Source organism: Mesorhizobium sp. dw_380, assembly GCF_018588885.1.
Taxonomy (GTDB): Bacteria; Pseudomonadota; Alphaproteobacteria; order Rhizobiales; family Rhizobiaceae; genus Mesorhizobium.
In genome coordinates this window covers 118,174-142,869 of record NZ_JAFFIW010000006.1, presented here as the reverse complement: position 1 = coordinate 142,869, position 24,696 = coordinate 118,174, and the positions used below count along the sequence as shown (strand labels likewise).

Sequence of the window (24,696 nt, the reverse complement as noted above, 5' to 3'; positions counted from 1 at the left end):
CTATGCCCACCCATCATATATAATTTCGCAAGCCCGACGATGGACGGACCGCGATGCAGGACCAGAACAACTCCACAAAGACGGAGGCGGCCTATCAGCTGCTGCGGCGCGATATCCTGACCACTCGCCTCATGCCGGGCGCGCCGCTCAAGCTGAGTGCGCTGCGCGGCATATATGGCGTCGGCTGGACGCCTTTACGCGAAGCATTGTCTCGCCTTGAAGCCGAGCGCCTGGTCACCGCCATCAGCAATCGCGGCTTTGCCGTCGCCCCCGTATCGCGAGCCGAACTCGAGGATCTGGCGCGTGCAAGGATGGTTGTGGAAATCCCGCTGTTCCTGGAATCGATCGAGAAAGGCGGCCGGGAATGGGAGGATGCGGTCGTCACCGCTCACTACCGGCTCTCCCGCTGCAAGACCGCGGTCGACGATCCCTCGGATGAGGCCGTCGACAAGTGGGACGAGAGCCACGAGGCCTTCCATGCGGCGCTGCTGAGCGCGGCGACGTCCAACTGGCTGTTGCGTTTCCGCTCGACGATCGCGGATCAGCTGCGGCGGCATCATCGTTTTCTCGGCCTGGCGCCGACATTGCGGGCGGCGGCCGGCCTCAAGGCTGGCTATGGAGAGGCAATGGACGCTCTGCGCGAGGCAATCGCGATCGAGCATCACACCGCGATCATGGAAGCCGCCCTCGATCGCGATGTCGAGCGGGCAAAGGCACTGATGACGGCGCATATCGGCTACACGCTGCATGTCTATGTTCACAGCGAAGACAGCAGCGCCAACAATTACACCGCACGCGCCGGCAGCTTGAAAGCGGTTTCTGGATGACGCGCGTCCGGGCAGGCGACCTGCAACGTCGTCTGCGTCATCTCAGGCGACAATATCGATGCCGGCGCCTATGCGCAGGTGTTGGCCGGAACAGTGCCGGAACCCTGAACCTGTCGCTCCCTCATAGGCCAGCGACCGTTGGCGTTTTGATTTCGTTTCGTTCCTATACGAAATCAGGGCAACTCCACTGCGTCAACGCCCTTCAAACGACCGATGCCAACCCGCGTCAAGGGTCTCCCCGAAGGCCATTAACCAAACGATTTCAACGCCTGCGCCGGCAATGGCGACGCACGATTGCCGCCTGTTGCCGGGGGCAATAATTTCGGATGTCTTAATAAATTCACTAAACTTTAAACGGTTGCAGAACACAACTGGAACAGATAGTGTTTGTTCTGGGTTTGTTTTTCGATTCTGGTTTAGACCCTTCGTTCAATGCCTTGGGGGCCGCCATGCTGACGCGCAAGCAACATGAACTGCTGATGTTCATTCATGAACGGCTGAAGGAAAGCGGTATCCCGCCCTCCTTCGACGAGATGAAGGAAGCGCTCAATCTTGCCTCCAAGTCGGGGATCCATCGCCTGATCACGGCGCTGGAGGAACGCGGTTTCATTCGCCGGCTACCAAACCGGGCGCGCGCGCTGGAAGTGCTGAGATTGCCTGATTCGATCGCGCCCGGTCTCAACGCGGCGAAAAAGTTCTCGCCAAGCGTCATCCAGGGCAGTCTCGGTCAAGGCGGCCTCGGTCAGGGCAGCCTTGGCCGCCAGATCAAGCCGGCGCCGTCGCGCTTACCGTCGGCCGGCAATGACGACGACGCGGTTTCCGCCGTGTCGATCCCGGTGATGGGCCGCATCGCCGCCGGTGTGCCGATCGATGCCATCCAGCACCAGACGCATTCGATCTCTGTGCCTCCGGACATGATCATGGGCGGCGAGCACTACGCGCTTGAGGTCAAGGGCGACTCGATGATCGAGGCCGGTATCTTCGATGGCGACACGGTCATTATCCGCAATGCGAATACGGCAAGCCCGGGCGAGATCGTCGTGGCGCTGGTCGATGAGGAAGAAGCGACACTGAAGCGGTTTCGCCGCAAGGGTGCCTCTATTGCCCTTGAAGCCGCCAACCCGGCCTATGAGACGCGCATTTTCGGACCGGACAGGGTCAAGGTGCAAGGCAAGCTCGTTGGGCTGATCAGGCGTTACTGAGCAGGGACGGCAACCGGCTTTTCGGGTTTGCTATAGGGCGGCATTCCCCTCGCCTCGCGTGAAAATTTTCGCTGCGCATGCCAGGGCCGATATGGCCTGTCCACCGCGAAGCTGATGATCGGTGGACCGGTGGCGGATTGGCGGTCGAAGAAGACGGCCGCACTGCCCTTGCGGGCGAGTTGCCGTTTGGTGACGACGAGAACCAGGGGATTGTGGCAGGCATCATAGCCTGTCGCGTCATTGACGACGATCAGGTCGGCGAAACCGCAGGCCTTCCAGGTGTCCTTGCGATCTTCGACATGCGCTATGATCGCACCGGACGGATGCCTGGCGAGACAGATCCCTTCAGTGCAATAGAACGGCGCTCCCGGCGGCAGATTGACGGCATCGGCAATGTCGAACTGTCCCTCCGCCTTGTTGAACGTCTCCGGTACGATGATGGTTTCGGATTTCAGCGCGCGTTTCCAGTTGTCGACGGTGAATTCATTCGGACGTGCCCGGCTGACCGCGAGTTCGCCGCCCCCGATCGGCAGCGCGACCAGCCGCGCATCTTCCGAGATCAGCACATCGGGCGTACGCGTGTCCGACACCGTCAACAGGCCGGCAAGCGCGAATGGGAGCGCCGCGAGCCGCAGCCATGTCGTCGCCATCGTCGCGATGACCAGGGCGATCGTCACGAGCAGCACTGATTGCTGCGAGATCAGCCCGACCGCGTCGACCGGCGAACGGTCCGAAATCCACGCCGATATGGCGATCATGACGGTCAGGCCCTTGCCCATCAGGTAGAGCGCTGGCCAGTCCAATCCGAACGGCATGAGCAGCGCGCTGGCAACGGCCAGGAACATCACGACCGACACGATCGGCATGACGGCCAGGTTGGCGAACAGGCTGAGCGGCGATACCCGCTGGAAATGCCAGATGGCAAACAGCGCCGTGGCGCTTCCGGCGATGATGGAGGTCATGGCCAATCCACCTGTCGCCAGCAGGAATTTTCGCGTCAGGAACCCGGGCAAGGATCGCTTTGCCGGTGGCGGTCTCGTCTTTCCCGCTCGGTGATCCGCCCAGCCGGCATAGGCGCCCACCAAGGCCGCGGTCGCGGCGAACGACATCTGGAAGCTCGGGCCTGCCACCTCATGCGGCGACACCACGATGACAGCAATCGCCGAGATCGCCAGATTGCGCATGGTCAGCGCCGCGCGATCGAACAAAACGGCAATCAGCATCACCGCCAGCATGATGAAGCTGCGCTCGGCGGCAACGACGATGCCTGAAATGACGAGATAGGCGGCAATCGAGAACAGTGCGGCGGCGGCGGCGTATTTCTTCACCGGCCGACGTGCGGAAAAGTCCGGGAACAGCGCGAAGGCGCCGCGCAGCAGACCCATGATCGTGCCGGCGACCAATGCCATGTGCAGTCCGGAAATGGAGATGATGTGATAGATGCCGGTGCGCCGCATCGCTTCGTTGATTTCATCGGGAATGCCGGCGCGCACACCCACGATCAGCGCCGCCGCGATCTCACCTTCGGCGCCGCCAACGCTGCCCCTGATATGGTCGGCGATGGCCTCGCGGGCATTTTCTATCCCGGAGGAAAGGCGGGCCGACAGAGGCATGTCACCGTCGTCGGCGGGGACAATCTTTGGATTGCCGAGAAAGAATCCGCTGCCGCCAATGCCGGCGAAATAGCTGTCGAAGGAGAAATCATAGCTGTCCGGACGCACCGGGCCGGTCGGGGGCAGCAGTTTGGCGTAGCCTGATATAAGCGAGCCGGCGGTCATTTCCGGCGGTATCTTGCGAGCCGAAAGCCGGACCCGTTCCGGCGCATAGCGCAGTTTCGGCCGGGCGGTCGAAGTCACGTCTATGGTTAGTCGGATGCGGCCGGTCTCCATCTGCTCCAGTGAGACCACGCGGCCGGTCAGTTGTGTCGAGATTTCCGAGCCCAGCGTTCGGGTTCCGGTGCGCCAAGTCTCGACTTTCGCGGCGAGCAAGCCAAGCGTGCACAACAGCACCGCCATGAAGCTCAGATGGGTTTTAGGCCGGGAGCGCGCGGCAAGCGCGCAGATCGCCATCAGCACGACGACCGCGACCGGCTTTGCAAAATCGGGCTCCTCCGCCAGCGAGAAGTAGCCGATCGCTCCAACGGCCAGACAGACCGGCACCAGCAGGAAGGCGATGCCCCGGTCAAGCTCCAGTTCCGCCGCCTTGGCCACGCCGTGGCGCAGGCGAGGCCATGATCGCAGGCTGAATTGCCGGCGCACACGCACGATCCTGCCCGCGGCAGGGGGTGGAACTGGCGCTGGGATATCCGCCTGCAGCGGCGGGCCGCCGGGCGCAGGCACGAAGGGCGATGGCAATGGGGCCGCCAAAGGCGCCGCAAACAGCAAGCGTTCGCTGACGCCAACCCCAGCGTCCTCGCCTCGATCCGAACCCCGGCCCCGTCCAGCCATCGGGTCTGCCCCTTGCGCCCTCGACACCCTATGCTACATGAACGCGCACCGCGCGAAAGTCCGCGCATCCGCACCCCGCTTCAGACTTTCCCGAGAGTTCCATGTCCGACAAGGTCGTCACCCGTTTTGCCCCCTCGCCCACCGGCTACCTGCACATCGGCGGCGCGCGCACGGCGCTGTTCAACTGGCTCTATGCCAAACACACCGGCGGCACGATGCTGCTGCGCATCGAGGACACCGATCGCGAGCGTTCGACCGAGGCGGCGACGGCTGCCATCCTGGACGGCCTCTCCTGGCTCGGGTTGACCTGGGACGGCGACGCGGTCTCGCAATTCGAGCGTGCGCCGCGCCACCGCGAGGTGGCCGAGGAACTCGTGCGCATGGGCAAGGCCTATTACAGCTACGAGACGCCTGCCGAACTCGAGGCGATACGCGAGGCAGCACGGGCCAAGGGCCTGCCGCCGCGCTACAATGGCCAATGGCGCGATCGTGATGCGTCCGAGGCGCCGTCCGGTGTCAAGGGTGCCATCCGCATCAAGGCGCCGACCGAGGGCGAGACGGTGGTGCACGACCGCGTCCAGGGCGAGGTGCGCTTCCCCAACAAGGACCTCGACGACTTCATCATCCTGCGTTCGGACGGCAACCCGACCTACATGCACGCCGTCGTCGTCGACGACCACGACATGGGGGTCACGCATATCATCCGCGGCGACGATCACCTGACCAATGCCGCCCGCCAGACCGTGATCTACGATGCCATGGGCTGGGACGTGCCGTCGATGTCGCACATCCCGCTGATCCATGGCGCCGACGGCGCCAAGCTGTCGAAGCGGCACGGAGCGCTCGGCGTCGAGGCCTATCGCGCCATGGGCTATCTGCCGGAGGCGCTGCTCAATTACCTGGCGCGTCTGGGCTGGAGCCATGGCGACGACGAGATCATGTCGATCAAGGACATGATCTCCTGGTTCGACATCGGCGATGTCAACAAGGGCGCGGCCCGCTTCGACTTCGCCAAGCTGGAGGCGCTGAACGGCGTCCATATGCGCCGCATGGCCGATGCCGAACTCTTCGACATCTTCATCGCCACCCTGCCCTATCTCGAGGGTGGCCCGGCGATGGCCGCGCGTCTTGACGAACACAACAAGGCGCAGCTGCTGGCGGCACTTCCGGGCCTGAAGGAGCGCGCCAAGACGCTTGTCGAGCTCGTCGATGGTGCGGCCTTCCTGTTTGCCACGCGGCCGCTGCCGATCGACGACAAGGCAGCGCTCCTGCTCAATGACGATGCCCGCAAGATCCTGCGCGGCGCTCACGAAGCTTTGAACGCGCTTTCGGGCGACTGGACGGCTGCAGCGGCGGAAGCGGCGGTCCGCGACTACGCGCTGGCCGGAGGCTACAAGCTTGGCGCCGTGGCGCAGCCCTTGCGGGCCGCCCTGACCGGCAAAAGCACCTCCCCGGGCGTATTCGACGTACTGGCCGTTCTGGGGCGCGAGGAAAGCCTGGCGCGCATAGGCGATCAAATCGATTAGGAGCAAACTGGCCCAAGAAGATTGGCATTGAAAGGCGGGTTTCGCAGTGCAACATTAGGCTCTGGCCCAATCTGGCACGCACCTCCTAAAATGCGGTGGCGAATACGCGCATTGCGGTGATTTCGACGTGTCGCTTTGCAAAAATTTGCCTTTGCCGGCATGAGAAACAAGAAGGAGTTCGCAATGACCGAAGCTGCTAAAAAACTGGATGTGGGCGGCAAGGGCCAGGAGGCCACGGCAACGCTGGAATTCGGCGGCAAGACTCATGAATTCAAGGTGCGAAGCGGTTCTGTCGGACCCGACGTCATCGACATCGCCACGCTCTACAGCACCACCGGCGCCTTCACCTACGATCCCGGCTTCACCTCGACCGCAAGCTGCGAGTCCGAAATCACCTTCATCGATGGCGATGCCGGCATTCTCCTGCACCGCGGTTATCCGATCGACCAGTTGGCCGAGCACGGCGACTTCCTCGAAGTCTGCTATCTCCTGCTCTATGGCGAACTGCCGACCAAGGCGCAGAAGGACGATTTCGATTACCGCGTGACGCGCCACACCATGGTGCATGAGCAGATGTCGCGCTTCTTCACCGGCTTCCGCCGCGACGCGCACCCGATGGCGGTGATGTGCGGCGTGGTCGGCGCGCTGTCGGCCTTCTATCACGACTCGACCGACATTTCCGATCCCTACCAGCGCATGGTCGCTTCCATGCGGCTGATCGCCAAGATGCCGACGATCGCGGCCATGGCCTACAAGTACCACATCGGCCAGCCCTTCATTTACCCGAAGAACGAGCTGAATTTCGCCGCCAACTTCCTGCACATGTGCTTTGCGGTGCCGTGCGAGGAGTACAAGATCAATCCGGTGCTGGCCCGCGCCATGGAGCGCATTTTCATCCTGCACGCCGATCACGAGCAGAACGCCTCGACCTCGACCGTTCGCCTTGCCGGCTCTTCGGGCGCCAACCCGTTCGCCTGCATCGCCGCCGGCATCGCTTGCCTGTGGGGCCCGGCCCATGGTGGCGCCAATGAAGCTGCGCTCAACATGCTGGGCGAGATCGGCCATGTCGATCACATCCCGGAATTCATCGCCCGCGCCAAGGACAAGAACGACCCGTTCCGGCTGATGGGCTTTGGCCATCGCGTCTACAAGAACTACGATCCGCGCGCCAAGATCATGCAGAAGACGGCGCATGAAGTTCTGGGCGAACTCGGCATCAAGGACGATCCGCTGCTCGACATCGCCATGGAGCTGGAAAAGATCGCGCTGACCGATCCCTATTTCATCGAGAAGAAGCTCTACCCGAATGTCGACTTCTATTCCGGCATCACGCTGAAGGCGCTGGGCTTCCCCACCACCATGTTCACCGTGCTGTTCGCGGTTGCCCGCACCGTCGGCTGGATTGCGCAGTGGAAAGAGATGATCGAGGACCCGCGCCAGAAGATCGGCCGCCCGCGCCAGCTCTACACCGGCGCGCCGGAGCGCGACTACGTGCCGATCGCCAAGCGGTAAGTTTCAGCGAATAGCGAATAGCGAATAGGAAGGCAGCGGGCGCTGGTCGGCACCCGGCCCTACTCGCTATTTGCTACTCCCTATTCGCTCTTTTGATGCATCCCATCACCACCTGGGCCGCGATCTCGCCCGACGGTCTGTCCGTTGCCATGCGCCTGGCGATCTCGGCAAAGCCATCCTTCTGCCAGGCGCGCATGCCGCTGTCGGCGAACAGCGCTTCCATCTGCCGGGCCAGATTGTTCGGCCTGACGTACTCATTGTAGAATTCCGGAATAAGCGCACGATCCGCGATCAGGTTGGGCAGCAGCGCCGACCAGACTGGAACCAGATATGGCACGACGGCCCGTGCAATGGGATCGAGCCTGTAGCACGAGACCATCGGCACGCCGGCGAGCGCGAGTTCCAGCGATACCGTCCCTGATGCGATCAGCGCGGCATCGGCCTTGCCGAAAGCCTGCCATTTGCGTTGGGGATCGATGATGATCTCGGGCTTTTCATCCCACCTTGCGACCGAAGATTTGACGAGGTCGGCGACGTGCGGCACCGTCGGTAAAAGCAGCCGCAGGCGATGTCCGCGAGCGCGCAGCATCGACACCGTTTCGCCGAATGGGTCGAGCAGCCGCCGCACCTCGCCGCGCCGCGAGCCGGGCAGGACGAGCAGCGTCTTGATGCGATCCGGAGCAAGATCGCGCGGCAGCTCCTGCGCCTTCGCGGCAGCAAGCACACCCGCATCATGTGTGAGGCGATGCCCGACATAGGTGCCGGGCGGCCCATCCAATCGCTCGAGTTCCTTCACCTCGAACGGCAGGATGCAGAGGATATGGTCGACATAGGGCTTCATCGCCACCGCCCTGCCCGGCCGCCAGGCCCAGACGCTCGGGCAGACATAGTGGATGATGGGGATCGACGGATTGGCCGCACGCACCTTCTTGGCGACGCGCAAGGAAAAATCCGGGCTGTCGATGGTGACCAGGCAGTCCGGCCTTTCGTCCGCGACGGTTTTGGCCAGCTGGTTGATCCGCCTGACCAAACGCGGCAGATCGCGCAGGACGGCGCTAAAACCCATCAGCGCGATCTCGCCGGCATCGAAGGGCGACACCAGGCCCAATTCCGTGAGATGGCGGCCGCCGAGGCCGACGAGTTGCACCTGGCGGCCTGTTGCCTGGCGGAGCGAACGCACGATGTCGGCGCCAAGCAGATCGCCTGATTCCTCGCCCGCGACGATCGCGATCTTGAGCGCCTTGTCAGCCATCCGAGGGCTCCGCTGCGGCCACTCCGACAATGAACAGGCCGAGTTCATTGGCGCGCGACAAGGTTGCGGGACTTTCGAGGATCAGTGAGCGTCCCGCTTCGACGGCAATGCCGGCGAGCCCGGCCGCATGCGCTGCTTCGACAGTCTGTGGACCAATGGAAGGAAGATCCGCGCGCAGTTCCTGGCCAGGCTTGGCGCATTTGACCAGGACACCGCGCGTCTTCCCGGCGATACGGCCGTGACCACGCAGCAGCTTGGCACGGTCGAGTAATCCGGCCGTGCCCTCGATGCCCTCGAGCGCAATGGTCCGGCCGCCGACCGCGATCGCCGCCTGGCCGATATCCAGCGCCCCGATGGCTTTTGCCGCCGCAAAGCCTGCCTCGATGTCGCGCCGGTCCGATTTCTGTGGCGCGGCCTTGGTCAAGACCCCTTCGCCGACGACAAGGTCCGGCACGATTTCGTGGGCACCGATGACCTTTATCCCCCGGGCCTCGAGACCTCGCGCCAGCACCTTCAACAAGCCATCGTCACCGCGCGCCAACGCCATGACGACAAGAGGTATCACCGCGAGCAGGCCGAGGCTTGGACGCAGATGCGTCAGCCTTGGCCGGCGCTTGATCTCCCCGGCAAGCACCAGGTGGGTAATCCGGCGATGTTTGAGCAAAGGAACAAGTGAGCCGATCGCCTCGAGGGCAAGGGTCTCATGCTCATACCGGCACAATTCCGGCAGGCGATCGGCCTCGCCTTCCATGAGGACGATGAAGGGCGGATAACCCTGCCCGGCCGAGCCGGCCGCGACCTCGACCGGAAGACTGCCGCCGCCGGCAATGATGCCGATCCTGGCATCAGGCGGGAGATCAAGACCAGCAGAAGCTGTCTCAGTCTTCATCATCGGCATCGTCGCCATCGCCGCCCTTGAGCGATGGCACCGCATAGTGCCGCTTGCCGCGACTGGTGATGAAATCGATGATCTTCATGGCGGTCGGAGACGAGGCGAACTCGGCCTTGGCGAATTCGATGTTCTCGCCGACGGTGCGGGAGCGGTCGAAGATCGTCTTGTAGGCGCTGCGCAGCAGATGGATTTCGGACCTCGGCAGGCCGGCACGCTTCAGCCCGATGATGTTGAGACCGCGCAGGCTGGCGCGGTTGCCGACAGCGATGGCGTAGGGAATGACGTCGCCGACGATCGCGGAGCAGCCGCCCAGAAACGCGTTGTCACCGACGCGCACGAACTGATGAACGGCGGTCAGGCCACCAATATAGACATTGTTGCCGACCTCGCAGTGGCCGCCCAGCGTCGCCCCGTTGGCAAAGGTGGCATTGTTGCCGACCACGCAATCATGGGCAATGTGGGCGTAGGCAAGGAAATTGCCATTGTCGCCCACCGTGGTTTCGCCGCGGCTGGTGTCGGTGCCGACATGCATGGTGACGCCTTCGCGGATGGTGCAGTTGGCGCCGATGACCAGCGTCGTGCGGCCACCCTTGTGCTTGGTGTTCTGCGGCGGTCCGCCCAGTATCGCCATCGGATAGACCTTGGTCGAGGCCCCAATGGTGGTCGCGCCCATCACGGAGACATGGCTGACCAGTTCGACACCATCGCCGATCAGGGCATCGGCGCTGATATGGCAGAACGGCCCTATGCGCGCACCTTGGCCGATTTGAGCACCTTCTTCCACAACGGAGGAAGGATGGATTGAAGTCATGATTTTCATAGGCACTCGATCGTCAGTCGCTGGTGACCATCATGGCTGAAATCTCGGCCTCGGCCGCCTTGGTGCCATCGACCAGGGCTTCGCAGGCGAATTTGAGCAGGTTGCCGCGCTTCTTGATTTTCTTGACGTGGATCTTCAACTGGTCGCCGGGAACGACCGGTTTGCGGAATTTGGCGTTGTCGATGGTCAGGAAATAGACCAACGACGGCTTCGACGCCCCGAGGCTTCGGATGCAGATGGCGCCTGCCGTTTGCGCCATCGCCTCGACGATCAGCACGCCCGGCATCACCGGCTGGTCCGGGAAATGCCCCTGAAAATGCGGCTCATTGATGGTGACGTTCTTTATACCGATGGCCGATTCATCGCCGTCGATGTCGATGATGCGGTCGATCATCAGGAAGGGATAGCGGTGCGGCAGGAGCTTCATCAGCCCCATTATGTCGACCGCCTCCAACGTCGCCGCCGCCACCATGTCAGCCATTGTCCTTGCCCTGCTTGCGTGCCCTGGCCATCGTGCGCAACATGGCTATCTCCCGCATGGCTTCGGCCATCGGCTGTGCCGGGTAACCGCCCCAGATCTCGCCCGCAGGGACATTGCTCATAAACCCACTTCTGGCGGCAAGCTTGGCTCCCGTGCCGATGGTCAGGTGATCCGCAAGCCCGACGCCGCCGCCCATGGTGACATTGTCACCCACGACCACGGAACCGGAAATACCCGAAAGCCCGGCCACGATGCAATTGCGCCCGATGCGGACGTTATGGGCGATCTGCACCAGATTGTCGATCTTGGTGCCCTGGCCGATGATCGTATCGGACATGGCGCCGCGATCGACGGTTGAATTGGAGCCGATCTCGACGTCGTCCTGGATGACCACCCGTCCGATTTGCGGAACACGCTCCGGTCCCTTGGCGCCGCCAACAAAGCCGAAGCCATCCTGGCCGATCCTGGCGCCACCATGGATAATGACCCGATTGCCGATCAGCGCATACTGGACGCTGGCGCCCGGGCCGATATAGCCGTCGCGGCCGATCTGGCAGGACTGTCCAATGACCGCGTTGGGCGCGATGACGGTGCCGCTGCCGATCGAGACGCCTGGCCCGATGACCACGCCGGCCTCGATGACAGCGCCGGCTTCGACATGCGCGGTCGGATCGACATGGGCATGCGGCGAAACACCGGTTTCACTGGTCATTGGCCCTGGTGTGGCGGCTGTAGGGAACAGCAGTCGGCCGACCAGCGCGAATGCCTGCTGCGGACGCGGATGGATCAAAACGGCAATGTCGGCCGGTGCCTTGTTGGCGAATTCCGCCGGGCACAGGACGGCCGCCGCGCGCAGCGACGGCATCAGCGCGGAATTACGCTTGCCGTCGACGAAGACGAGCGCATTGGCTCCGCCTTCGCTGGCCGGAGCCAGCGCCGAGATCGAAACGTCGGATTGGCCGGAATCGACAAGCACCGAGCCGGTCAGATTCGCGACTTCGGCCGCCGTATACCGGCGTGATGGCGCGAAGAACACCGGATCGGTCATTCCAGAAGCTATATCCAGCTAGGTCGGAACATTTCTCCCGGATCCGAAAACCCGGGAGCATCGTTGGCCGCCGATCAGAAGCGGGTCGATATGCCGAAGTTGAATTCCTGCACGTCGTCGCTCGCTTCCTTCTTGACCGGGATCGCGTAGTCGATACGGATCGGACCGAACGGCGAAGCCCACATCAGGCCGAGACCGACCGAAGCGCGCAATTTCATACCAACCGACGACTGGTCAACCAGGCTCTGGTCGCCAATCTGGCTGCCATAGAGCGTTGCCGCGTCTGCGAACACGGCGCCGCGCAGGCCGAAGCTCTCGGGAACGACCGGCAACGGAAACTGCGCCTCCGCCGAGGCGTTGAAATAGGTGGTGCCTCCCAGATGGTCGCCTACACCGGCAGAGTCGACCGGGCCGATGCCGCCATAGGCAAAGCCGCGGATCATACGATCAGTGCTCTGGAACTGATCGAAGATGCGTAGACCGCCTTCGTTGCCGTAACCCTCGACATGACCAGCGCCACCTGAGATGAGGCCAACCAGATCAAGCTGCTCCGACAGCGTTTGGTAGACACTGCCGCGACCGGTGATCTTTACGAACTTTGCATCGCCACCAAGACCAGCCACTTCGACTGTCGTATTGGCGTAGATACCCTCATGCGGATTCTTCATGTCATCGATCGTGTTGTAGACCAGCCCCAGGCTGATCGACGACTTGATCCAAGGGCTTTCAGCGATGCCATCCAAGATGGCCGGCGAAATCGTGCAGGTACCGTCTGGATTTCCAACTGTGGTAGGACCGCAATTATCGTCGACTTTATACTTCTCTTGCGAGATGTTGTACGCCAGTTGGGTTGTGATGCTGTTGGTGATCGGCAGCCCGAAGCGCACAGTCGCACCCGTGGTGTCGCTGTCATAGTTGTTCTTGTACTGCCTCGTCGACTTATAGACGTCGAAGCCGGCTGCGATGCGCCGACCGAGGAAATACGGCTCGGTGAACGAAACGCTGTAGTCGCGTGAATTCTTGCCGCCACCGGCCGACAGCTTGATGAACTGGCCGCGGCCGAGGAAGTTGCGTTCGGTGATCGATCCTTCGACGGACGGACCCGCCGTGTCGCCACCGGTGGAATAGCCGGCGCCAACCGAGAATTCACCCGTCGACTTCTCGACCACGTCGACCACCAGAACAACCTGGTCGGGCTGCGAGCCGGGCACCGTCGAGATGTCGACTTTGTCAAAATAATTCAGGTCTTCCAGGCGCTTCTTCGCGCGCTGGATGAGCACCTGGTTGAACGCGTCGCCCTCGCTGACGTCGAATTCGCGGCGGATGACATAGTCGCGCGTGCGATCGTTGCCGCGGATCTCGATGCGCTCGATATAGGCCTTGGTGCCCTGGTCGACCGTATAGACCACCGAAATGGTGTGGTTCTCGAAGTTGCGATCGCCGCGTGGCGTCACCTGCGCGAAGGCGTAGCCGGAGCCGGCCACCTTCTCGGTGAGCGCGATGATGGAATCCTCGACGTCCTTGGCGTTGTAGACGTCGCCCTTATGGGTCTCGACCACCGATTCCAGCGACTTGGCGTCGACTTCCGGGATCGTGCTTTCGACGCTGACGTCGCCGAACGTGTAACGCTCGCCTTCCTGAACGGTGATGGTGACCGTGTATTTGTTCGTCGCGTTGTCGAGTTCGCCGACAGCCGACACGACCTGGAAATCGGCGTAGCCGTGATTGTAGTAGAAGCGGCGCAGCAGTTCCTGGTCGGCGCGCAGCTTGTCCTCGTCATAGACGTCATCGCGCAGGATGAACGAAACCCAGGACGAGCGCTTGGTGTTGATCACATCCGACAGTCGGCGGCTCGAATAAGCGCTGTTGCCGACGAAATTGATCGCGGCGATCTGCGTGCGTTCGCCTTCGGTGATGTGGAACACCACATTCACGCGGTTGTCGCCGAGTTCCATGATCTGCGTGGTCACGCCGGCATCGTCGCGGCCGATGCGCCTGTAGGCGGCCTTGACCGCCTCGACATCGGAATCGAGCGCCGCCTGCGAGAACGCGCTGCGCGGCTTTAACTGAACTGCCGCCTGAAGCGCATTGTCCTTGAGCTTCTTGTTGCCCTGGAACAGCACCTGGTTGACGACCTTGTATTCAGCAACCTTGACCACCAGCGTCGAGCCGACCTGGTTGATCTGGACATCCGAGAACAGGCCGGTACCGAACAGCGCCTTGACCGCGGCGTCGATGTCGGAACTGGAGAACGCCTTGCCCGGCTTGATGGTGATGTAGTTGCGGATGGTTTCGGCGTCGACACGCTGGTTGCCGCTCACCTCCACCCTGCTGACGACAGCGGCTTCAGCCGTCGATGTGGCAACGAATTGCACTGCGAGCGCACCTGGTACGACCAGAGCGGCGGACAGTGCCGCCGCTGACGCGGCGTTCAGAAACTTGGATGCTGCCTTCATCGGGCTTAATAACCTTTTCTCGTAGTCCCCACGGCGAGAAAACCGGACGTGCGGTAATTTCCCCTACCGTATTAACCGGATTTTCCCTACACGCAAGGCTTCTGGTTAATTTGTATTTACTTAACCGAGCTGCGTGGCTTTCGCGTCACTCATATCCCCGTGCATGGTAAACGGCGTCTCAACATCGACCATGCCAAAGCCAAATTCCTTCATGATTTCAGCATCCAAACAGATCGTTCCAGAAAACGAACCCCATGAAGGACAAGACCAGAAGCAGACCGGCCCGATAGGCCAATTCCATCATCCGTTCCGACACCGGCCGGCGAATGAGGGCCTCCACCCCGTAGAACAAGAGGTGGCCGCCGTCGAGGGGGGGAATCGGCAAAAGGTTTAGAATACCTATCCCGACGGAGAGCAGCGCGACGAGCTGCACCAGCCATTCGAAACCCAGCTTGGCGGCCTTGCCGGCCATGTCTGCGATCTTGACCGGACCGCCCAGCTGGCACTTGTCCTCGCGCCCGACAGCGAAACGCTGCAGGAACTGGCCGGTGCGCTCGATGACGTGGCCTGTTTCCTCGACTGCCGCCGCAACGGCCCCAACGGGCGTGTAGGTGATGAGACGAGGCTGGCCGAGTTCCTTGTTGTTGACGACGCCGATCACGGCGACTTTGACCTTGTTGCCGAGTGCGTCTTCCTGCTCCATCAACCGCGGCGTCGCGGTCACCGTGACTTCCTTGCCGCCGCGCAGCATGACGAAGGTGATGGTATCGCCGGCGCGGCCTGAAACCAGCCGCTGGACGTCGCCGAAGGTTTCGACCTTGCTGCCGTCGACGCTGACGAATCGGTCACCGGGCAGGATGCCGGCTTTGGCCGCCGGACTGTCCGTTGTGACTTCCGCCACCATGGGCTCCGCGACATAGCGCCCGTAGGCGGCAAACAGGACAGCAAAGACGACGATCGCCAGCAGGAAATTGAACAGAGGCCCGGCCGCCACCGTCGCCGCGCGCTTCCAGATCGCCTGGGTGTGGAAGGCAACCTTGCGCTCCTCGTCGGTCAACGTTTCCAACTCTTCCGACGTGGGCTGGCTGGAGGTTGCGCTCATATCGCCGACAAATTTGACATAGCCGCCAAGCGGTATGGCGCAAAGCTTCCAGCGCGTGCCGTGCCTGTCGTTGAAGCCGATCAGTTCGGGGCCGAAGCCGATCGAAAAAGCCTTGACCCCGATGCCGCACCAGCGGCCGACGAGGTAGTGGCCCATTTCGTGGACGAACACCACCACAGTCAGCACGAAGAGAAACGGTACGAGCGTGCCGAGAAAGAAGCCCTCGGTGCTGAAGATCGCGTGAAGAATCCCGTTCAACTCAAGCCCTCAATTCTTCCGCGGTTGCCTTGAGACTGTGGCATCAATCCAGGCGAATCCAAGGCGCGCCCGCACCAGATCGTGGAACGACATCGTTCAAATCGAAAACAGCCCCTGTGCCGGATGATCGGCGCCCGCCGAAATCCAGCCAATGACGTATAGGGCAAGAGCCGCCGCGACAAGCCCGTCGACACGGTCCATCACGCCGCCATGGCCGGGAATGAGGACGCCCGAATCCTTGCGGTCGTGCCGCCGCTTGACCCAGGATTCGAACAGGTCGCCGGCCTGGGCGACAATCGAAAGCACGAGCGCCACCACGCCGAGCAAGGCCAGATTCCCGCCACCGGCAGCAACGGCGGCCAGAATGAGCCCGGCAACGACACCGCCAACCGCGCCGCCCAGCGCGCCGCTGCGCGTCTTGCCAGGCGAAATCGACGGCGCCAGTTTGGGACCGCCGACGGCGCGCCCCACGAAATAGGCAAAAATGTCGGTCGCCCATACGACCGCGAACAGGAACAGGATGGCGACAAGGCCCGAACGGTCGCCATCGCGCAGCAGGGCGAGCGACAAGCCGGACACGCTGGCATAGGCAAGACCGCTCGCCTCCCACTGCCCGGTGTTGCGAACCAGAGCGGCAATCGCCGTTGCGGCAGTCAGAATAACGACCAGCGGCAGCAGCCAGGATGCGGGAAAGCCGGCAATCAAGGCGCCGATGAAAACGACCATCAGCGCTTCGGGCAGGAAGCCGAGCTCATTGGCCGCGGCGGACCGCGACATGCGTGTCCACTCGTAAAAGATCATCGCCGACATCACCGCGCACAGCAGCCGGAAAGGCAGGCCGCCAAGCCAGGTCAGGCCAAGGGCGATGACGGCAAGCACGACCGCTGAAATGACGCGGAGCTGAAGGTTGCTCATCCCGCGGCCGGTCGCGAAGCGACGTCCTGCGCGCCAAGTCCGCCAAAGCGGCGCTCGCGGCCGGCAAATTCACGCAAGGCTTCGGCGAGGTGCTCGCGGTTGAAGTCTGGCCAATAGCAAGGCAGGAAGACGAGTTCGCTGTAGGCAGCCTGCCACAAGAGGAAGTTGGACAGGCGAAGCTCGCCGCTGGTGCGTATGACCAGCTCCGGATCGGGAATGCCTTGCGTGTCGAGACAACCGGCAAAGCTTTCGGCGGTGATCGCCTCGCTGTCGATTTCGCCACGCGCCACGGCCGAGGCAAGTTTGCGCGCCGTGCGAACGATCTCGTCGCGCCCGCCATAGTTGAAGGCAATCACCAGCGTCAGCGCTTCGTTGCCTGATGTGAGCGATTCGGCTTCGTCGAGCAGCCCTCTGATATCGGCCTTCAGCCCTGTCCTGTCGCCGATGATCCTGACACGCACGCCGCTCTGGTGCAGTTCGGCCAGGTCACGGCGGATGAACAGCTTCAACAGCCCCATCAGGTCGCTGACTTCGGACTTCGGCCGCGACCAGTTCTCCGACGAGAAGGCGTAGACGGTCAGGAAGGAGATGCCGAGATCCGGTGCCGCGCGAACCGTCTTGCGCAGCGCCTCGACACCGGCGCGATGACCCGCGAGCCTCGGCATGCCGCGCGCCTTGGCCCAGCGTCCATTTCCATCCATGATGATCGCGACATGCGCGGGCGTTGTCATGATCTCGCTTTCGGGTCAGCCGACGGCCAACCCTAAACCTGCATGATTTCAGCTTCCTTGTCGGAAAGCAGATGATCGATGGTGCTGATCGTTTCGTCGGTAAGCTTCTGGACCTGGTCAGAACGCTTGCGCTGATCGTCTTCGCTGATCACGCCGTCCTTCTCCGCCTTCTTCAGGAAGTCCATGCCGTCGCGGCGCACATGGCGCGCGGCGACGCGGGCATTCTCGGCGTAGGTATGCGAGATCTTGACCAGTTCCTTGCGGCGCTGTTCGTTGAGCTCCGGCAGCGGAATCCTGAGATTGGTGCCGTCGACGATCGGGTTGAAGCCCAGATTGGATTCGCGGATGGCGCGGTCGACGGCGCCGACCATCGACTTGTCCCAGACCGACACCGAGATCATGCGCGGCTCCGGCACCGTGACGTTGGCCACCTGGTTGATCGGCATGGTCGTGCCATAGGCTTGTACCTGGATCGCATCGAGCAGGTTGCTGGAGGCGCGACCGGTCCGCAGCGAAGCCAGATCATGCTTGAACGCCGCGATTGCCCCATCCATGCGCCGCTTGAGATCGTCGTACTCACCACTCATCTTAGTCTCCTCAACCCGTCTGCGCGGGTTCACTGCTTCGGGGCAAGGCCCCGTTCGAGCCTGATTTTCGAAACGCCGGTTTCCCTTTTCTAGGAATCGGGCCCCGGATCATTCGTCCGCGACGACCGTGCAGCGGCCGCCGCCCCTCAGAATATCGCCGAAACCACCTTTTTCGTGGATCGAATAGACGATTATCGGAATGTTGTTTTCGCGCGCAAGTGCAATCGCAGCCGTATCCATGATGGAAAGGCCGCGATTTATGACTTCGGCATGGCTGATGCGCTCGAAACGCGTCGCGTTCGGGTCCTTCTTCGGGTCGGCCGAATAGACGCCATCGACCTGCGTGCCCTTGAACAGCGCATCGGCGCCGATTTCGGCAGCGCGCAGTGCTGCGGCCGAATCAGTGGTGAAGAACGGATTGCCGGTGCCGCCGGCGAAGATCACCACCTTGCCCTGGTTCATGTAGGCAGTGGCCTGGCGCTGCGAAAAGCTCTCGCACAGCTCGGGCATGGCGATCGCGGACAGCACCACGGCATCGACTCCGATCTTGTTCAGCGATGTGCGCAGCGCCAGCGAGTTGATCACCGTGGCAAGCATGCCCATGTGGTCGCCGGTGACGCGGTCTCCGCCCTTGGACGCGACGGCCACGCCGCGAAAGATGTTGCCGCCGCCGATGACAACGCCGACCTCGATGCCCAGTGCACGGGCCTCGGCGATGTCGGCCGCGATGCGATCCACGACCGAGACGTCGATGCCGAAATGCTGTTCGCCCATCAACGCTTCACCCGACGCTTTCAGCAAGACACGTCGGTAGAGGGGCTTCACCGTCATCTGGTCCTCGTCATTTTGCATGTAGGTCGCGCCTGGGCCGGCCGCCTTCGCGCGGGCGCCGCCCCGAACATCGGCACGATGCCGAGTTCCGATACACGAAGGGCGCCGCGATGTCACGCGGCGCCCAATCGGCAAATTCGTGGCAACCGTGCCCGGCTGATCAGTTGGTGGACACGCCGGCCGGCTCGCCCTCGATGAGCACCGGCGACGCATAGCCGGAGGGCTTGTCGCCGGTTGCAGCACCGCCGGTGACGCGCGCCTGTATCTGCGGCCCGAAATAGGAATAGGGAAACGGCGCTGGAGTTCTGCTGACGCAATCCAGCCGGTCGCGAAGCCCTGCGGGAATCTCGAAATCCAGCGCGCCGAGATTGTCCTGCATCTGGCTGAGCTTCGTCGCACCGAGGATGACGGTGGCGATCCCCGGCTGCGTCGCCACCCAGTTGAGCGCGACCTGGGGCATGCTGCGGCCGAGCTCGGATGCGACCTTCTCGAGTTCGGCCACGATGGTCCAGTTGCGCTCGGTGAATTTCTGGAAGCCTGGATGCGTCGAGTTGCGAAAACCGTCAAGCCGGCCCGCGTTTCCGGCCTGAGCCGGCCGATATTTGCCGCTCAGCAGCCCGCTGGCCAGCGGGCTCCAGACCATGATGCCGGCGCCATGGCGCGTGCCGAATGGCACGAACTCGTTCTCGATGGCGCGTTCGGCCAGGGAGTATTCGAGCTGCAAGGCCGAAACCGGTTCATATCCGCGCAGCTCGGCGATCGCCTGTGCCCGCCCCGCATACCAGGCCGGCACATCGGACAGGCCGACATGGCGCACCTTGCCTATCCGAACCAGATCATCGAGCGTGCGCATCACCTCTTCGGCGGGTGTCAGCCTGTCCCATATATGCATGAGATAGAGATCGATATAGTCGGTGCCCAGGCGCTTCAGCGAAGCATCGACCGCCCGCATGATGTTCTTGCGGCCGTTGCCGCCGGCATTGGGATTGCCGGGCTGCATGTTCATGCTGAACTTGCTGGCGATCACCGCCGTGTCGCGCAGCCCGCGCTCGGTGATGAATTCGCCAAGCCAGGCTTCGGCGGTGCCGCCGGTATAGAGGTCCGCGGTGTCGAAGAAATTGCCGCCTGCCTCGACATAGGCGTCGAAAATTGAGCGTGCGGTGTCCCTGTCGGCTCCCCAACCCCATTCCTTGCCGAAAGTCATCGTGCCCAGTGCCAGCCGGCTGACCCTGAGGCCGCTGTTGCCGAGAGTGTAATAGGTCATGGTCATGATCGTCCTCCAATGCTTGGTGGCCGCGGCGTCACTGGCCTGGGGTCGTCTTGACCCAAGGATTGCCGCGCTCATGCGTCATCCGAAACGCGAAGCCATCAACCTTCCAGCCGGCAGTGGAACGCGTCAGGTGATGCTCATAGGTGCCCCAGACTTCCCAAAGCGGGTCGCCATTGCCTTCCATCCTGTTCCAGGCATAACCGTTGGAAAGGACCGTCGCCGTGTCCGCCTCGAGGACGACCTGGTGATTGGTTCGCAGATGCAGGCTTGTCTTGCTGCCCTTGAGATTGCCGGCCCAGGCGCCGATCAGGTCGTCGGAGGCGATGTTGGCCGCCAGCTGCCCGGTCAGGCTGCTGAAATCGGCGGTAACCCGATCCGCGAAATAGCTGCGCGCAAGTTTCCAGTCCTGCGCGTCGACGGCACGGTCGATGGCATCGGCAATACGGATGACCGCGCGTTCGTCCGCCAGCGCCCGCCAGTCGGATGGTTCCGCCCCGCCGGCATCGATCGGCGCCAACGCCATGCCTGCCGCGAAAGTCATGTGCTTCAACGCATTCATGTCTCTTCTCCCTTGATGCTCGGCCAATCGCCGGTGTGTTGGCGATAATGTGAACCGCTCTCCGGACATCGATAAGATTGCATTGTTCGCAAAGACCATGCGATATCGTTCATGAATGGACCGAGACCTGCTCAGCCATCTGCCTGTCATCGTTGCCGTTGCCCGGCGCGGCGGCTTCGCACTTGCCGCCGCCGAACTCGGGATGAGTCCTTCGGCGGTCAGCCATGCGGTGCGCATTGTCGAGGAGCGCATCGGCCAGCCCCTTTTCGCCCGCACGACGCGCAGCGTTTCGCTCACCGAGGCCGGCAAGGCGCTGGTGGAGACGGCGGCCCCTGCCCTCCAGGATATTGCCGAGCGGATGGACCGTATCCGCAGCGTCAAAGGCAGGCCTTCCGGCTTGCTCAGGATCAACGCCTCCAACATCGCCGTCCCATTGGCAGTGACGCCGGTCGTCGCAGCCATGGCCGAGCGCTATCCCGACGTTACGGTGGAGGTTTTCGCCGATCAGGGGCTGGTCGACATCGTCGGAGAAGGCTTCGACGCCGGCATCCGGCTGGGCGAGATGATCGCGCAGGATATGGTGGCTGTCCGGCTTACGCCTCCGTTCCAAGCCGTCATCGTCGCCTCTCCCGCCTATATCGGGCGCCGTGGCCGCCCACGCAGCGTGGCCGATCTCGCGAACCACAATTGCATCGGGTACCGGCTCGTCCGCTCCGGTGCGCTCTATCGCTGGGATTTGACCGACGGCGGCAAGGATGTCGTCATGGAGACAGGCGGTACGGCCATCGTCACCGATTCGCTCGCCGCGATTGACCTCGCGCTTGCCGGTGTAGGTCTCGCCTATGTCTTCGAGCCGCTGGTGAGGGCGGATCTTGCCGCTGGCCGCCTTGTCCAGATCCTGCCGCAAACAGCGATCGAGGAACCTGGACTTTTCCTCTACTTCCCGCGCCGGGCGGCGATGGCCCCGAAACTGCGGGCCTTTATCGACACCGCACAAGAAATCGGCCGGACATCCCTGCGGATGTCCGGCCGAAAAACGCTGTCGGAATAAAGCGGTAGGAAGCTTACTTCTTGACCGCCGCCGCGACTTCCGCGGCGAAATCGGTCTCGTCTTTCTCGATGCCTTCGCCGAGCGCGAAGCGCAAATAGGCCGTGATCTTGGCCGGCGCGCCAATTTCCTTCTCGGCATCCTTCAGCGCCTTCTCGACGGTGATGTCGGGATTGAGCACGAAGGCCTGCTTCAAGAGCACTACTTCCTCGTAGAATTTGCGCATGCGGCCCTCGACCATCTTCTCGATGATCGCTTCCGGCTTGCCCGATTGACGCGCCTGATCGGAGAAGATCGCCTTCTCGCGTTCCACTGCGGCCGGATCGATCTGCTCAGCCGTTAGAGCCATCGGATTGGTTGCAGCGACATGCATGGCAACCTGGCGGCCAAAGGCATTGGCGGCATGCTCGTTGCCCGTGGTCTCGATCGCGACCAGCACGCCGAGCTTGCCAAGGCCGTCGGCAACCGCGTTGTGGACGTAGGTCGCGACCGCGCCGTGCGGTACGGTCAGCTTGGCCGAGCGGCGAAAGCCCAGGTTCTCGCCAATGGTGCCGACAGCATCCTTGATGGTGTCAGTGACCGACTTGTCCGAACCCGGATAGTTTGCGGCAGCCACGGCCTCCGTCGTGCCATAAGCCAGCGCAACCTTGGCGACATTGGCGACGATTTCCTGGAACGCGGCATTGCGGGCAACGAAGTCGGTCTCGGAATTGACCTCGACGACGGCAGCCTCGCGCACGCCATTGTCAATGCCGATAAGGCCTTCGGCCGCGGTGCGGCCAGCCTTCTTGTCGGCCTTCGAAATACCCTTCTTGCGCAACCAGTCGACGGCCTCTTCCATGTTGCCGTTGGTCTCGTTCAACGCCGCCTTGCAGTCCATCATGCCCGCGCCGGTCAAGTCGCGGAGTTCTTTGACCTGTGCAGCCGAAATGCTCATTGTCGCCTCTTTGTTTTAAATGCACCGACGCACCATCGGTACTCGATGGTGCGTCTGTCTAGCGTGCCAAAAATATGAGAAAGATGAAGGCCGTAAAACCGGCCTTCGATTATCAAGCCTCGGGGGCTTCCGATGCCGGAGCCGGAGCCGGATCGAGCGCAGGCTCGACCGGAGCTTCGACCGAAGCGCCGATGTCGACGCCGAGCGCGCCCTGCTGACGGGCGATGCCATCAATCGCAGCCTTGGCGATCAGGTCGCAATAGAGCTGGATCGCGCGCGCCGCGTCGTCATTGCCGGGGATCGGGAAGTCGATCTTGTCCGGATCGCAGTTCGAATCGATGATGGCGACGACCGGGATGCCGAGACGCTTGGCCTCGAGGATGGCGATCGCTTCCTTGTTGGTGTCGATGACGAACATCAGGTCGGGCGTCGAGCCCATGTCCTTGATGCCGCCCAGCGCCTTGTCGAGCTTCTCGCGCTCGCGGTCGAGGTTGAGGCGCTCCTTCTTGGTCAACCCTTGCGCCTCGCCGGCCAGCATCTCGTCGAGCTTGCGCAGGCGCTGAATCGAATTCGAGATCGTCTTCCAGTTGGTCAGCATGCCGCCGAGCCAACGCGAATTGACATAGTACTGAGCCGAACGCTGAGCCGCGTCGGCGACGATGTCCGACGCCTGGCGCTTGGTGCCGACGAACAGCACGCGGCCGCCCTTGGCGACAGTGTCGGAAACCTGCTTCAGCGCCTGGTGCAGCAAAGGCACCGTTTGGCTGAGGTCGATGATGTGGATGTTGTTGCGGGCGCCATAGATGTAGGGCGCCATCTTCGGGTTCCAGCGATGGGTCTGGTGGCCGAAGTGAATGCCAGCTTCCAAAAGCTGGCGCATGCTGAAATCAGGCAGTGCCATTCTCATTTCCTTTCCGGTTAGCCTCCACGGACACAGGCATTTCCGGACCTCGGTCCTCGAACGCCACCGGAGGTTTCAGCCGGATTTCTCCCGGGCAGACACCAAAGTCCGTGTGTGGAATGAGCGCGCATATAGAGGGGAACAGCGGCAAACGCAAGCGAAGAGGTGCTTCACCGCTCAGCGTGCGGCAATCAGCGCTCCGGTGCCGATCATGGCGCTGCCGGCAAACCGGTTCATCAGCCGCATGCGCTTGGGTGTCCTGAACCAGCCTGAAGCCCTGCCCGCGAGCGCGGCATAAATACCCATTGTGACAATATTGACGCTAATGACGACGGCCACCACCAGCAGGCCATCGACAAAGGTCATCGTATCCAGATTGAGGATCAGCGGCATGATCGAGGCATGGAACAGGATCGCCTTCGGGTTCCCCAGCGCAATGGATGCGCCAAGCAAGAAGGACCGGGACAATCTCGCTTCGCCCGCCCGCGGCTCGTTGGACTGCGTTGCCGAGGCTTTCCACATCTTGATGCCAAGAAAGATCAGATAGGCGGCGCCGGCATATTTCAGCAGGAGAAATATCCATTCGAAGGTCTGAGCCAGGGCCACCAGCCCGAGCAGTGCCAAGGTGACCAGCACGGCATCGCCGGCGGCGACCCCGACGCCCGCCATGAAAGCGCGAAGGAAACCGCGTGATACGCCATTGGTGATGACCGTGAACATCGCTGGTCCCGGTGTGGCGGCGGCGAGCGTGACAGCGGCGCAATACGCCAGAAATGCCGCTGGTGTCATGACTTGGCCTTTCCGTTGGGCACCCGTACGCGCCGGAAGATCGCGACGATCTCCTCGCGGCTGCATTCGATCGCGCCGAACCGCACAGCACGGTCGCGCTCGAAGCCGGTTATGTCATAGTGCGGGGCGGATGTCTTGGGCGGGCCCTGGTAAGATGAGCGCTTGATGCCGAGTTCGGCTGCAAAGCGATGCAATTCGTCGGTATCATCAGCCAGCAGATGGCACCATAGATGCCCGGCCCACTTCCAGATCGCCGCATCGACATAGACTGCCATCAAGCCCGCCGTGGCCAGCTGCGCATTCCT

At 62.5% G+C, this 24,696-nt stretch carries 23 protein-coding genes; 5 read left to right on the top strand and 18 right to left on the bottom strand.

Going from position 1 to position 24,696, the window contains the following annotated elements; all coding sequences use genetic code 11:
* The first annotated feature begins 53 nt into the window (after window positions 1–53).
* Both JT360_RS08255 and lexA read left to right on the top strand, forming a co-directional pair.
* Window positions 54–827, top strand: a complete 774-nt coding sequence (locus JT360_RS08255; RefSeq protein WP_214470980.1) for a GntR family transcriptional regulator — start codon at window positions 54–56, stop codon at window positions 825–827.
* Between the two features lie 449 nt (window positions 828–1,276).
* The gene (lexA, locus tag JT360_RS08250; RefSeq protein WP_214470979.1) at window positions 1,277–2,029 is read left to right on the top strand and encodes a transcriptional repressor LexA; all 753 of its coding nucleotides are present in this window, start codon (window positions 1,277–1,279) and stop codon (window positions 2,027–2,029) included.
* Here the strand turns inward: lexA and JT360_RS08245 are convergent.
* Entirely contained in the window at window positions 2,023–4,476 is a 2,454-nt protein-coding gene (locus tag JT360_RS08245) for a ComEC/Rec2 family competence protein (RefSeq protein ID WP_214470977.1), read from the bottom strand. The genes lexA and JT360_RS08245 overlap by 7 nt on opposite strands.
* Window positions 4,477–4,577: 101 nt before the next feature.
* Here JT360_RS08245 and gltX point away from each other — a divergent pair, with 101 nt between their 5' ends.
* Window positions 4,578–6,002: a glutamate--tRNA ligase gene (gene gltX, locus JT360_RS08240; RefSeq protein WP_214470975.1), complete on the top strand. Its 1,425-nt coding sequence runs from the start codon at window positions 4,578–4,580 to the stop codon at window positions 6,000–6,002.
* Window positions 6,003–6,185: 183 nt separating this feature from the next.
* Complete coding sequence (gene gltA / locus JT360_RS08235) at window positions 6,186–7,514, top strand: citrate synthase (RefSeq protein WP_214470974.1); 1,329 nt, start codon at window positions 6,186–6,188, stop codon at window positions 7,512–7,514.
* 73 nt (window positions 7,515–7,587) lie between these two features.
* Here the strand turns inward: gltA and lpxB are convergent, their stop codons facing one another.
* The 13 genes from lpxB to JT360_RS08170 form a co-directional block, all read right to left on the bottom strand.
* Window positions 7,588–8,766 carry a lipid-A-disaccharide synthase gene (lpxB, locus tag JT360_RS08230; RefSeq protein WP_214470972.1) on the bottom strand — a complete coding sequence of 393 codons (1,179 nt, stop codon included), beginning with the start codon at window positions 8,764–8,766 and terminating at the stop codon, window positions 7,588–7,590.
* Window positions 8,759–9,673, bottom strand: a complete 915-nt coding sequence (locus JT360_RS08225; protein WP_214470971.1) for an LpxI family protein — start codon at window positions 9,671–9,673, stop codon at window positions 8,759–8,761. Before JT360_RS08225 ends, lpxB begins: the two co-directional genes overlap by 8 nt.
* Window positions 9,645–10,478 (bottom strand): acyl-ACP--UDP-N-acetylglucosamine O-acyltransferase, encoded by an 834-nt coding sequence (lpxA, locus tag JT360_RS08220; RefSeq protein ID WP_214470970.1) that lies wholly within the window; start codon window positions 10,476–10,478, stop codon window positions 9,645–9,647. Before lpxA ends, JT360_RS08225 begins: the two co-directional genes overlap by 29 nt.
* Window positions 10,479–10,491: 13 nt before the next feature.
* Window positions 10,492–10,959 carry a 3-hydroxyacyl-ACP dehydratase FabZ gene (gene fabZ / locus JT360_RS08215; protein ID WP_214470969.1) on the bottom strand — a complete coding sequence of 156 codons (468 nt, stop codon included), beginning with the start codon at window positions 10,957–10,959 and terminating at the stop codon, window positions 10,492–10,494.
* Window positions 10,952–12,007 (bottom strand): UDP-3-O-(3-hydroxymyristoyl)glucosamine N-acyltransferase, encoded by a 1,056-nt coding sequence (gene lpxD, locus JT360_RS08210; RefSeq protein WP_214470968.1) that lies wholly within the window; start codon window positions 12,005–12,007, stop codon window positions 10,952–10,954. Before lpxD ends, fabZ begins: the two co-directional genes overlap by 8 nt.
* A gap of 74 nt (window positions 12,008–12,081) precedes the next feature.
* Window positions 12,082–14,463, bottom strand: a complete 2,382-nt coding sequence (gene bamA / locus JT360_RS08205; protein ID WP_214470966.1) for an outer membrane protein assembly factor BamA — start codon at window positions 14,461–14,463, stop codon at window positions 12,082–12,084.
* A gap of 217 nt (window positions 14,464–14,680) precedes the next feature.
* Window positions 14,681–15,823: an RIP metalloprotease RseP gene (rseP, locus tag JT360_RS08200; RefSeq protein ID WP_214470964.1), complete on the bottom strand. Its 1,143-nt coding sequence runs from the start codon at window positions 15,821–15,823 to the stop codon at window positions 14,681–14,683.
* Window positions 15,824–15,919: 96 nt separating this feature from the next.
* Entirely contained in the window at window positions 15,920–16,738 is an 819-nt protein-coding gene (locus tag JT360_RS08195; RefSeq protein ID WP_214470963.1) for a phosphatidate cytidylyltransferase, read from the bottom strand.
* Complete coding sequence (locus tag JT360_RS08190; protein WP_214470962.1) at window positions 16,735–17,469, bottom strand: isoprenyl transferase; 735 nt, start codon at window positions 17,467–17,469, stop codon at window positions 16,735–16,737. The genes JT360_RS08195 and JT360_RS08190 overlap by 4 nt, the downstream gene beginning before the upstream one ends.
* A gap of 32 nt (window positions 17,470–17,501) precedes the next feature.
* Complete coding sequence (gene frr, locus JT360_RS08185) at window positions 17,502–18,056, bottom strand: ribosome recycling factor (protein ID WP_214470961.1); 555 nt, start codon at window positions 18,054–18,056, stop codon at window positions 17,502–17,504.
* A 108-nt stretch (window positions 18,057–18,164) separates the two neighbouring features.
* Window positions 18,165–18,887 (bottom strand): UMP kinase, encoded by a 723-nt coding sequence (pyrH, locus tag JT360_RS08180; RefSeq protein ID WP_214471165.1) that lies wholly within the window; start codon window positions 18,885–18,887, stop codon window positions 18,165–18,167.
* A gap of 160 nt (window positions 18,888–19,047) precedes the next feature.
* Window positions 19,048–20,157 (bottom strand): aldo/keto reductase, encoded by a 1,110-nt coding sequence (locus JT360_RS08175; RefSeq protein WP_214470960.1) that lies wholly within the window; start codon window positions 20,155–20,157, stop codon window positions 19,048–19,050.
* Between the two features lie 31 nt (window positions 20,158–20,188).
* The gene (locus JT360_RS08170) at window positions 20,189–20,716 is read right to left on the bottom strand and encodes a nuclear transport factor 2 family protein (protein ID WP_214470959.1); all 528 of its coding nucleotides are present in this window, start codon (window positions 20,714–20,716) and stop codon (window positions 20,189–20,191) included.
* A 115-nt stretch (window positions 20,717–20,831) separates the two neighbouring features.
* Between JT360_RS08170 and JT360_RS08165 the strand changes: the two genes are divergently transcribed.
* Window positions 20,832–21,767 (top strand): LysR family transcriptional regulator, encoded by a 936-nt coding sequence (locus tag JT360_RS08165; RefSeq protein WP_214470958.1) that lies wholly within the window; start codon window positions 20,832–20,834, stop codon window positions 21,765–21,767.
* Window positions 21,768–21,780: 13 nt separating this feature from the next.
* Here JT360_RS08165 and tsf read toward each other — a convergent pair whose 3' ends face one another.
* The 4 genes from tsf to JT360_RS08145 all read right to left on the bottom strand — a co-directional run bounded on the left by tsf (window position 21,781) and on the right by JT360_RS08145 (window position 24,666).
* The gene (gene tsf, locus JT360_RS08160; RefSeq protein WP_214470956.1) at window positions 21,781–22,701 is read right to left on the bottom strand and encodes a translation elongation factor Ts; all 921 of its coding nucleotides are present in this window, start codon (window positions 22,699–22,701) and stop codon (window positions 21,781–21,783) included.
* Window positions 22,702–22,813: 112 nt separating this feature from the next.
* Complete coding sequence (rpsB, locus tag JT360_RS08155; protein WP_023812937.1) at window positions 22,814–23,602, bottom strand: 30S ribosomal protein S2; 789 nt, start codon at window positions 23,600–23,602, stop codon at window positions 22,814–22,816.
* Window positions 23,603–23,779: 177 nt separating this feature from the next.
* Window positions 23,780–24,391, bottom strand: a complete 612-nt coding sequence (locus JT360_RS08150; protein WP_214470955.1) for a LysE family translocator — start codon at window positions 24,389–24,391, stop codon at window positions 23,780–23,782.
* On the bottom strand, window positions 24,388–24,666 hold the full coding sequence (locus JT360_RS08145; protein ID WP_214470954.1) for a DUF4031 domain-containing protein: 279 nt from the start codon (window positions 24,664–24,666) through the stop codon (window positions 24,388–24,390). The genes JT360_RS08150 and JT360_RS08145 overlap by 4 nt, the downstream gene beginning before the upstream one ends.
* Between the last annotated feature and the right edge of the window lie 30 nt (window positions 24,667–24,696).

What these genes read in the sequence shown, in the direction of transcription:
- JT360_RS08175 (WP_214470960.1), bottom strand. Translation starts at nt 20,157, where the DNA reads ATGACCATGACCTATTACACTCTCGGCAACAGCGGCCTCAGGGTCAGC.
- frr (WP_214470961.1), bottom strand. Translation starts at nt 18,056, where the DNA reads ATGAGTGGTGAGTACGACGATCTCAAGCGGCGCATGGATGGGGCAATC.
- fabZ (WP_214470969.1), bottom strand. Translation starts at nt 10,959, where the DNA reads ATGGCTGACATGGTGGCGGCGGCGACGTTGGAGGCGGTCGACATAATG.
- pyrH (WP_214471165.1), bottom strand. Translation starts at nt 18,887, where the DNA reads ATGACGGTGAAGCCCCTCTACCGACGTGTCTTGCTGAAAGCGTCGGGT.
- lexA (WP_214470979.1), top strand. Translation starts at nt 1,277, where the DNA reads ATGCTGACGCGCAAGCAACATGAACTGCTGATGTTCATTCATGAACGG.
- lpxD (WP_214470968.1), bottom strand. Translation starts at nt 12,007, where the DNA reads ATGACCGATCCGGTGTTCTTCGCGCCATCACGCCGGTATACGGCGGCC.
- JT360_RS08225 (WP_214470971.1), bottom strand. Translation starts at nt 9,673, where the DNA reads ATGGCGACGATGCCGATGATGAAGACTGAGACAGCTTCTGCTGGTCTT.
- JT360_RS08255 (WP_214470980.1), top strand. Translation starts at nt 54, where the DNA reads ATGCAGGACCAGAACAACTCCACAAAGACGGAGGCGGCCTATCAGCTG.
- JT360_RS08165 (WP_214470958.1), top strand. Translation starts at nt 20,832, where the DNA reads ATGGACCGAGACCTGCTCAGCCATCTGCCTGTCATCGTTGCCGTTGCC.
- rpsB (WP_023812937.1), bottom strand. Translation starts at nt 23,602, where the DNA reads ATGGCACTGCCTGATTTCAGCATGCGCCAGCTTTTGGAAGCTGGCATT.
- lpxA (WP_214470970.1), bottom strand. Translation starts at nt 10,478, where the DNA reads ATGAAAATCATGACTTCAATCCATCCTTCCTCCGTTGTGGAAGAAGGT.
- gltX (WP_214470975.1), top strand. Translation starts at nt 4,578, where the DNA reads ATGTCCGACAAGGTCGTCACCCGTTTTGCCCCCTCGCCCACCGGCTAC.
- JT360_RS08145 (WP_214470954.1), bottom strand. Translation starts at nt 24,666, where the DNA reads ATGGCAGTCTATGTCGATGCGGCGATCTGGAAGTGGGCCGGGCATCTA.
- bamA (WP_214470966.1), bottom strand. Translation starts at nt 14,463, where the DNA reads ATGAAGGCAGCATCCAAGTTTCTGAACGCCGCGTCAGCGGCGGCACTG.
- JT360_RS08170 (WP_214470959.1), bottom strand. Translation starts at nt 20,716, where the DNA reads ATGAATGCGTTGAAGCACATGACTTTCGCGGCAGGCATGGCGTTGGCG.
- JT360_RS08245 (WP_214470977.1), bottom strand. Translation starts at nt 4,476, where the DNA reads ATGGCTGGACGGGGCCGGGGTTCGGATCGAGGCGAGGACGCTGGGGTT.
- JT360_RS08195 (WP_214470963.1), bottom strand. Translation starts at nt 16,738, where the DNA reads ATGAGCAACCTTCAGCTCCGCGTCATTTCAGCGGTCGTGCTTGCCGTC.
- lpxB (WP_214470972.1), bottom strand. Translation starts at nt 8,766, where the DNA reads ATGGCTGACAAGGCGCTCAAGATCGCGATCGTCGCGGGCGAGGAATCA.
- JT360_RS08150 (WP_214470955.1), bottom strand. Translation starts at nt 24,391, where the DNA reads ATGACACCAGCGGCATTTCTGGCGTATTGCGCCGCTGTCACGCTCGCC.
- gltA (WP_214470974.1), top strand. Translation starts at nt 6,186, where the DNA reads ATGACCGAAGCTGCTAAAAAACTGGATGTGGGCGGCAAGGGCCAGGAG.
- JT360_RS08190 (WP_214470962.1), bottom strand. Translation starts at nt 17,469, where the DNA reads ATGACAACGCCCGCGCATGTCGCGATCATCATGGATGGAAATGGACGC.
- tsf (WP_214470956.1), bottom strand. Translation starts at nt 22,701, where the DNA reads ATGAGCATTTCGGCTGCACAGGTCAAAGAACTCCGCGACTTGACCGGC.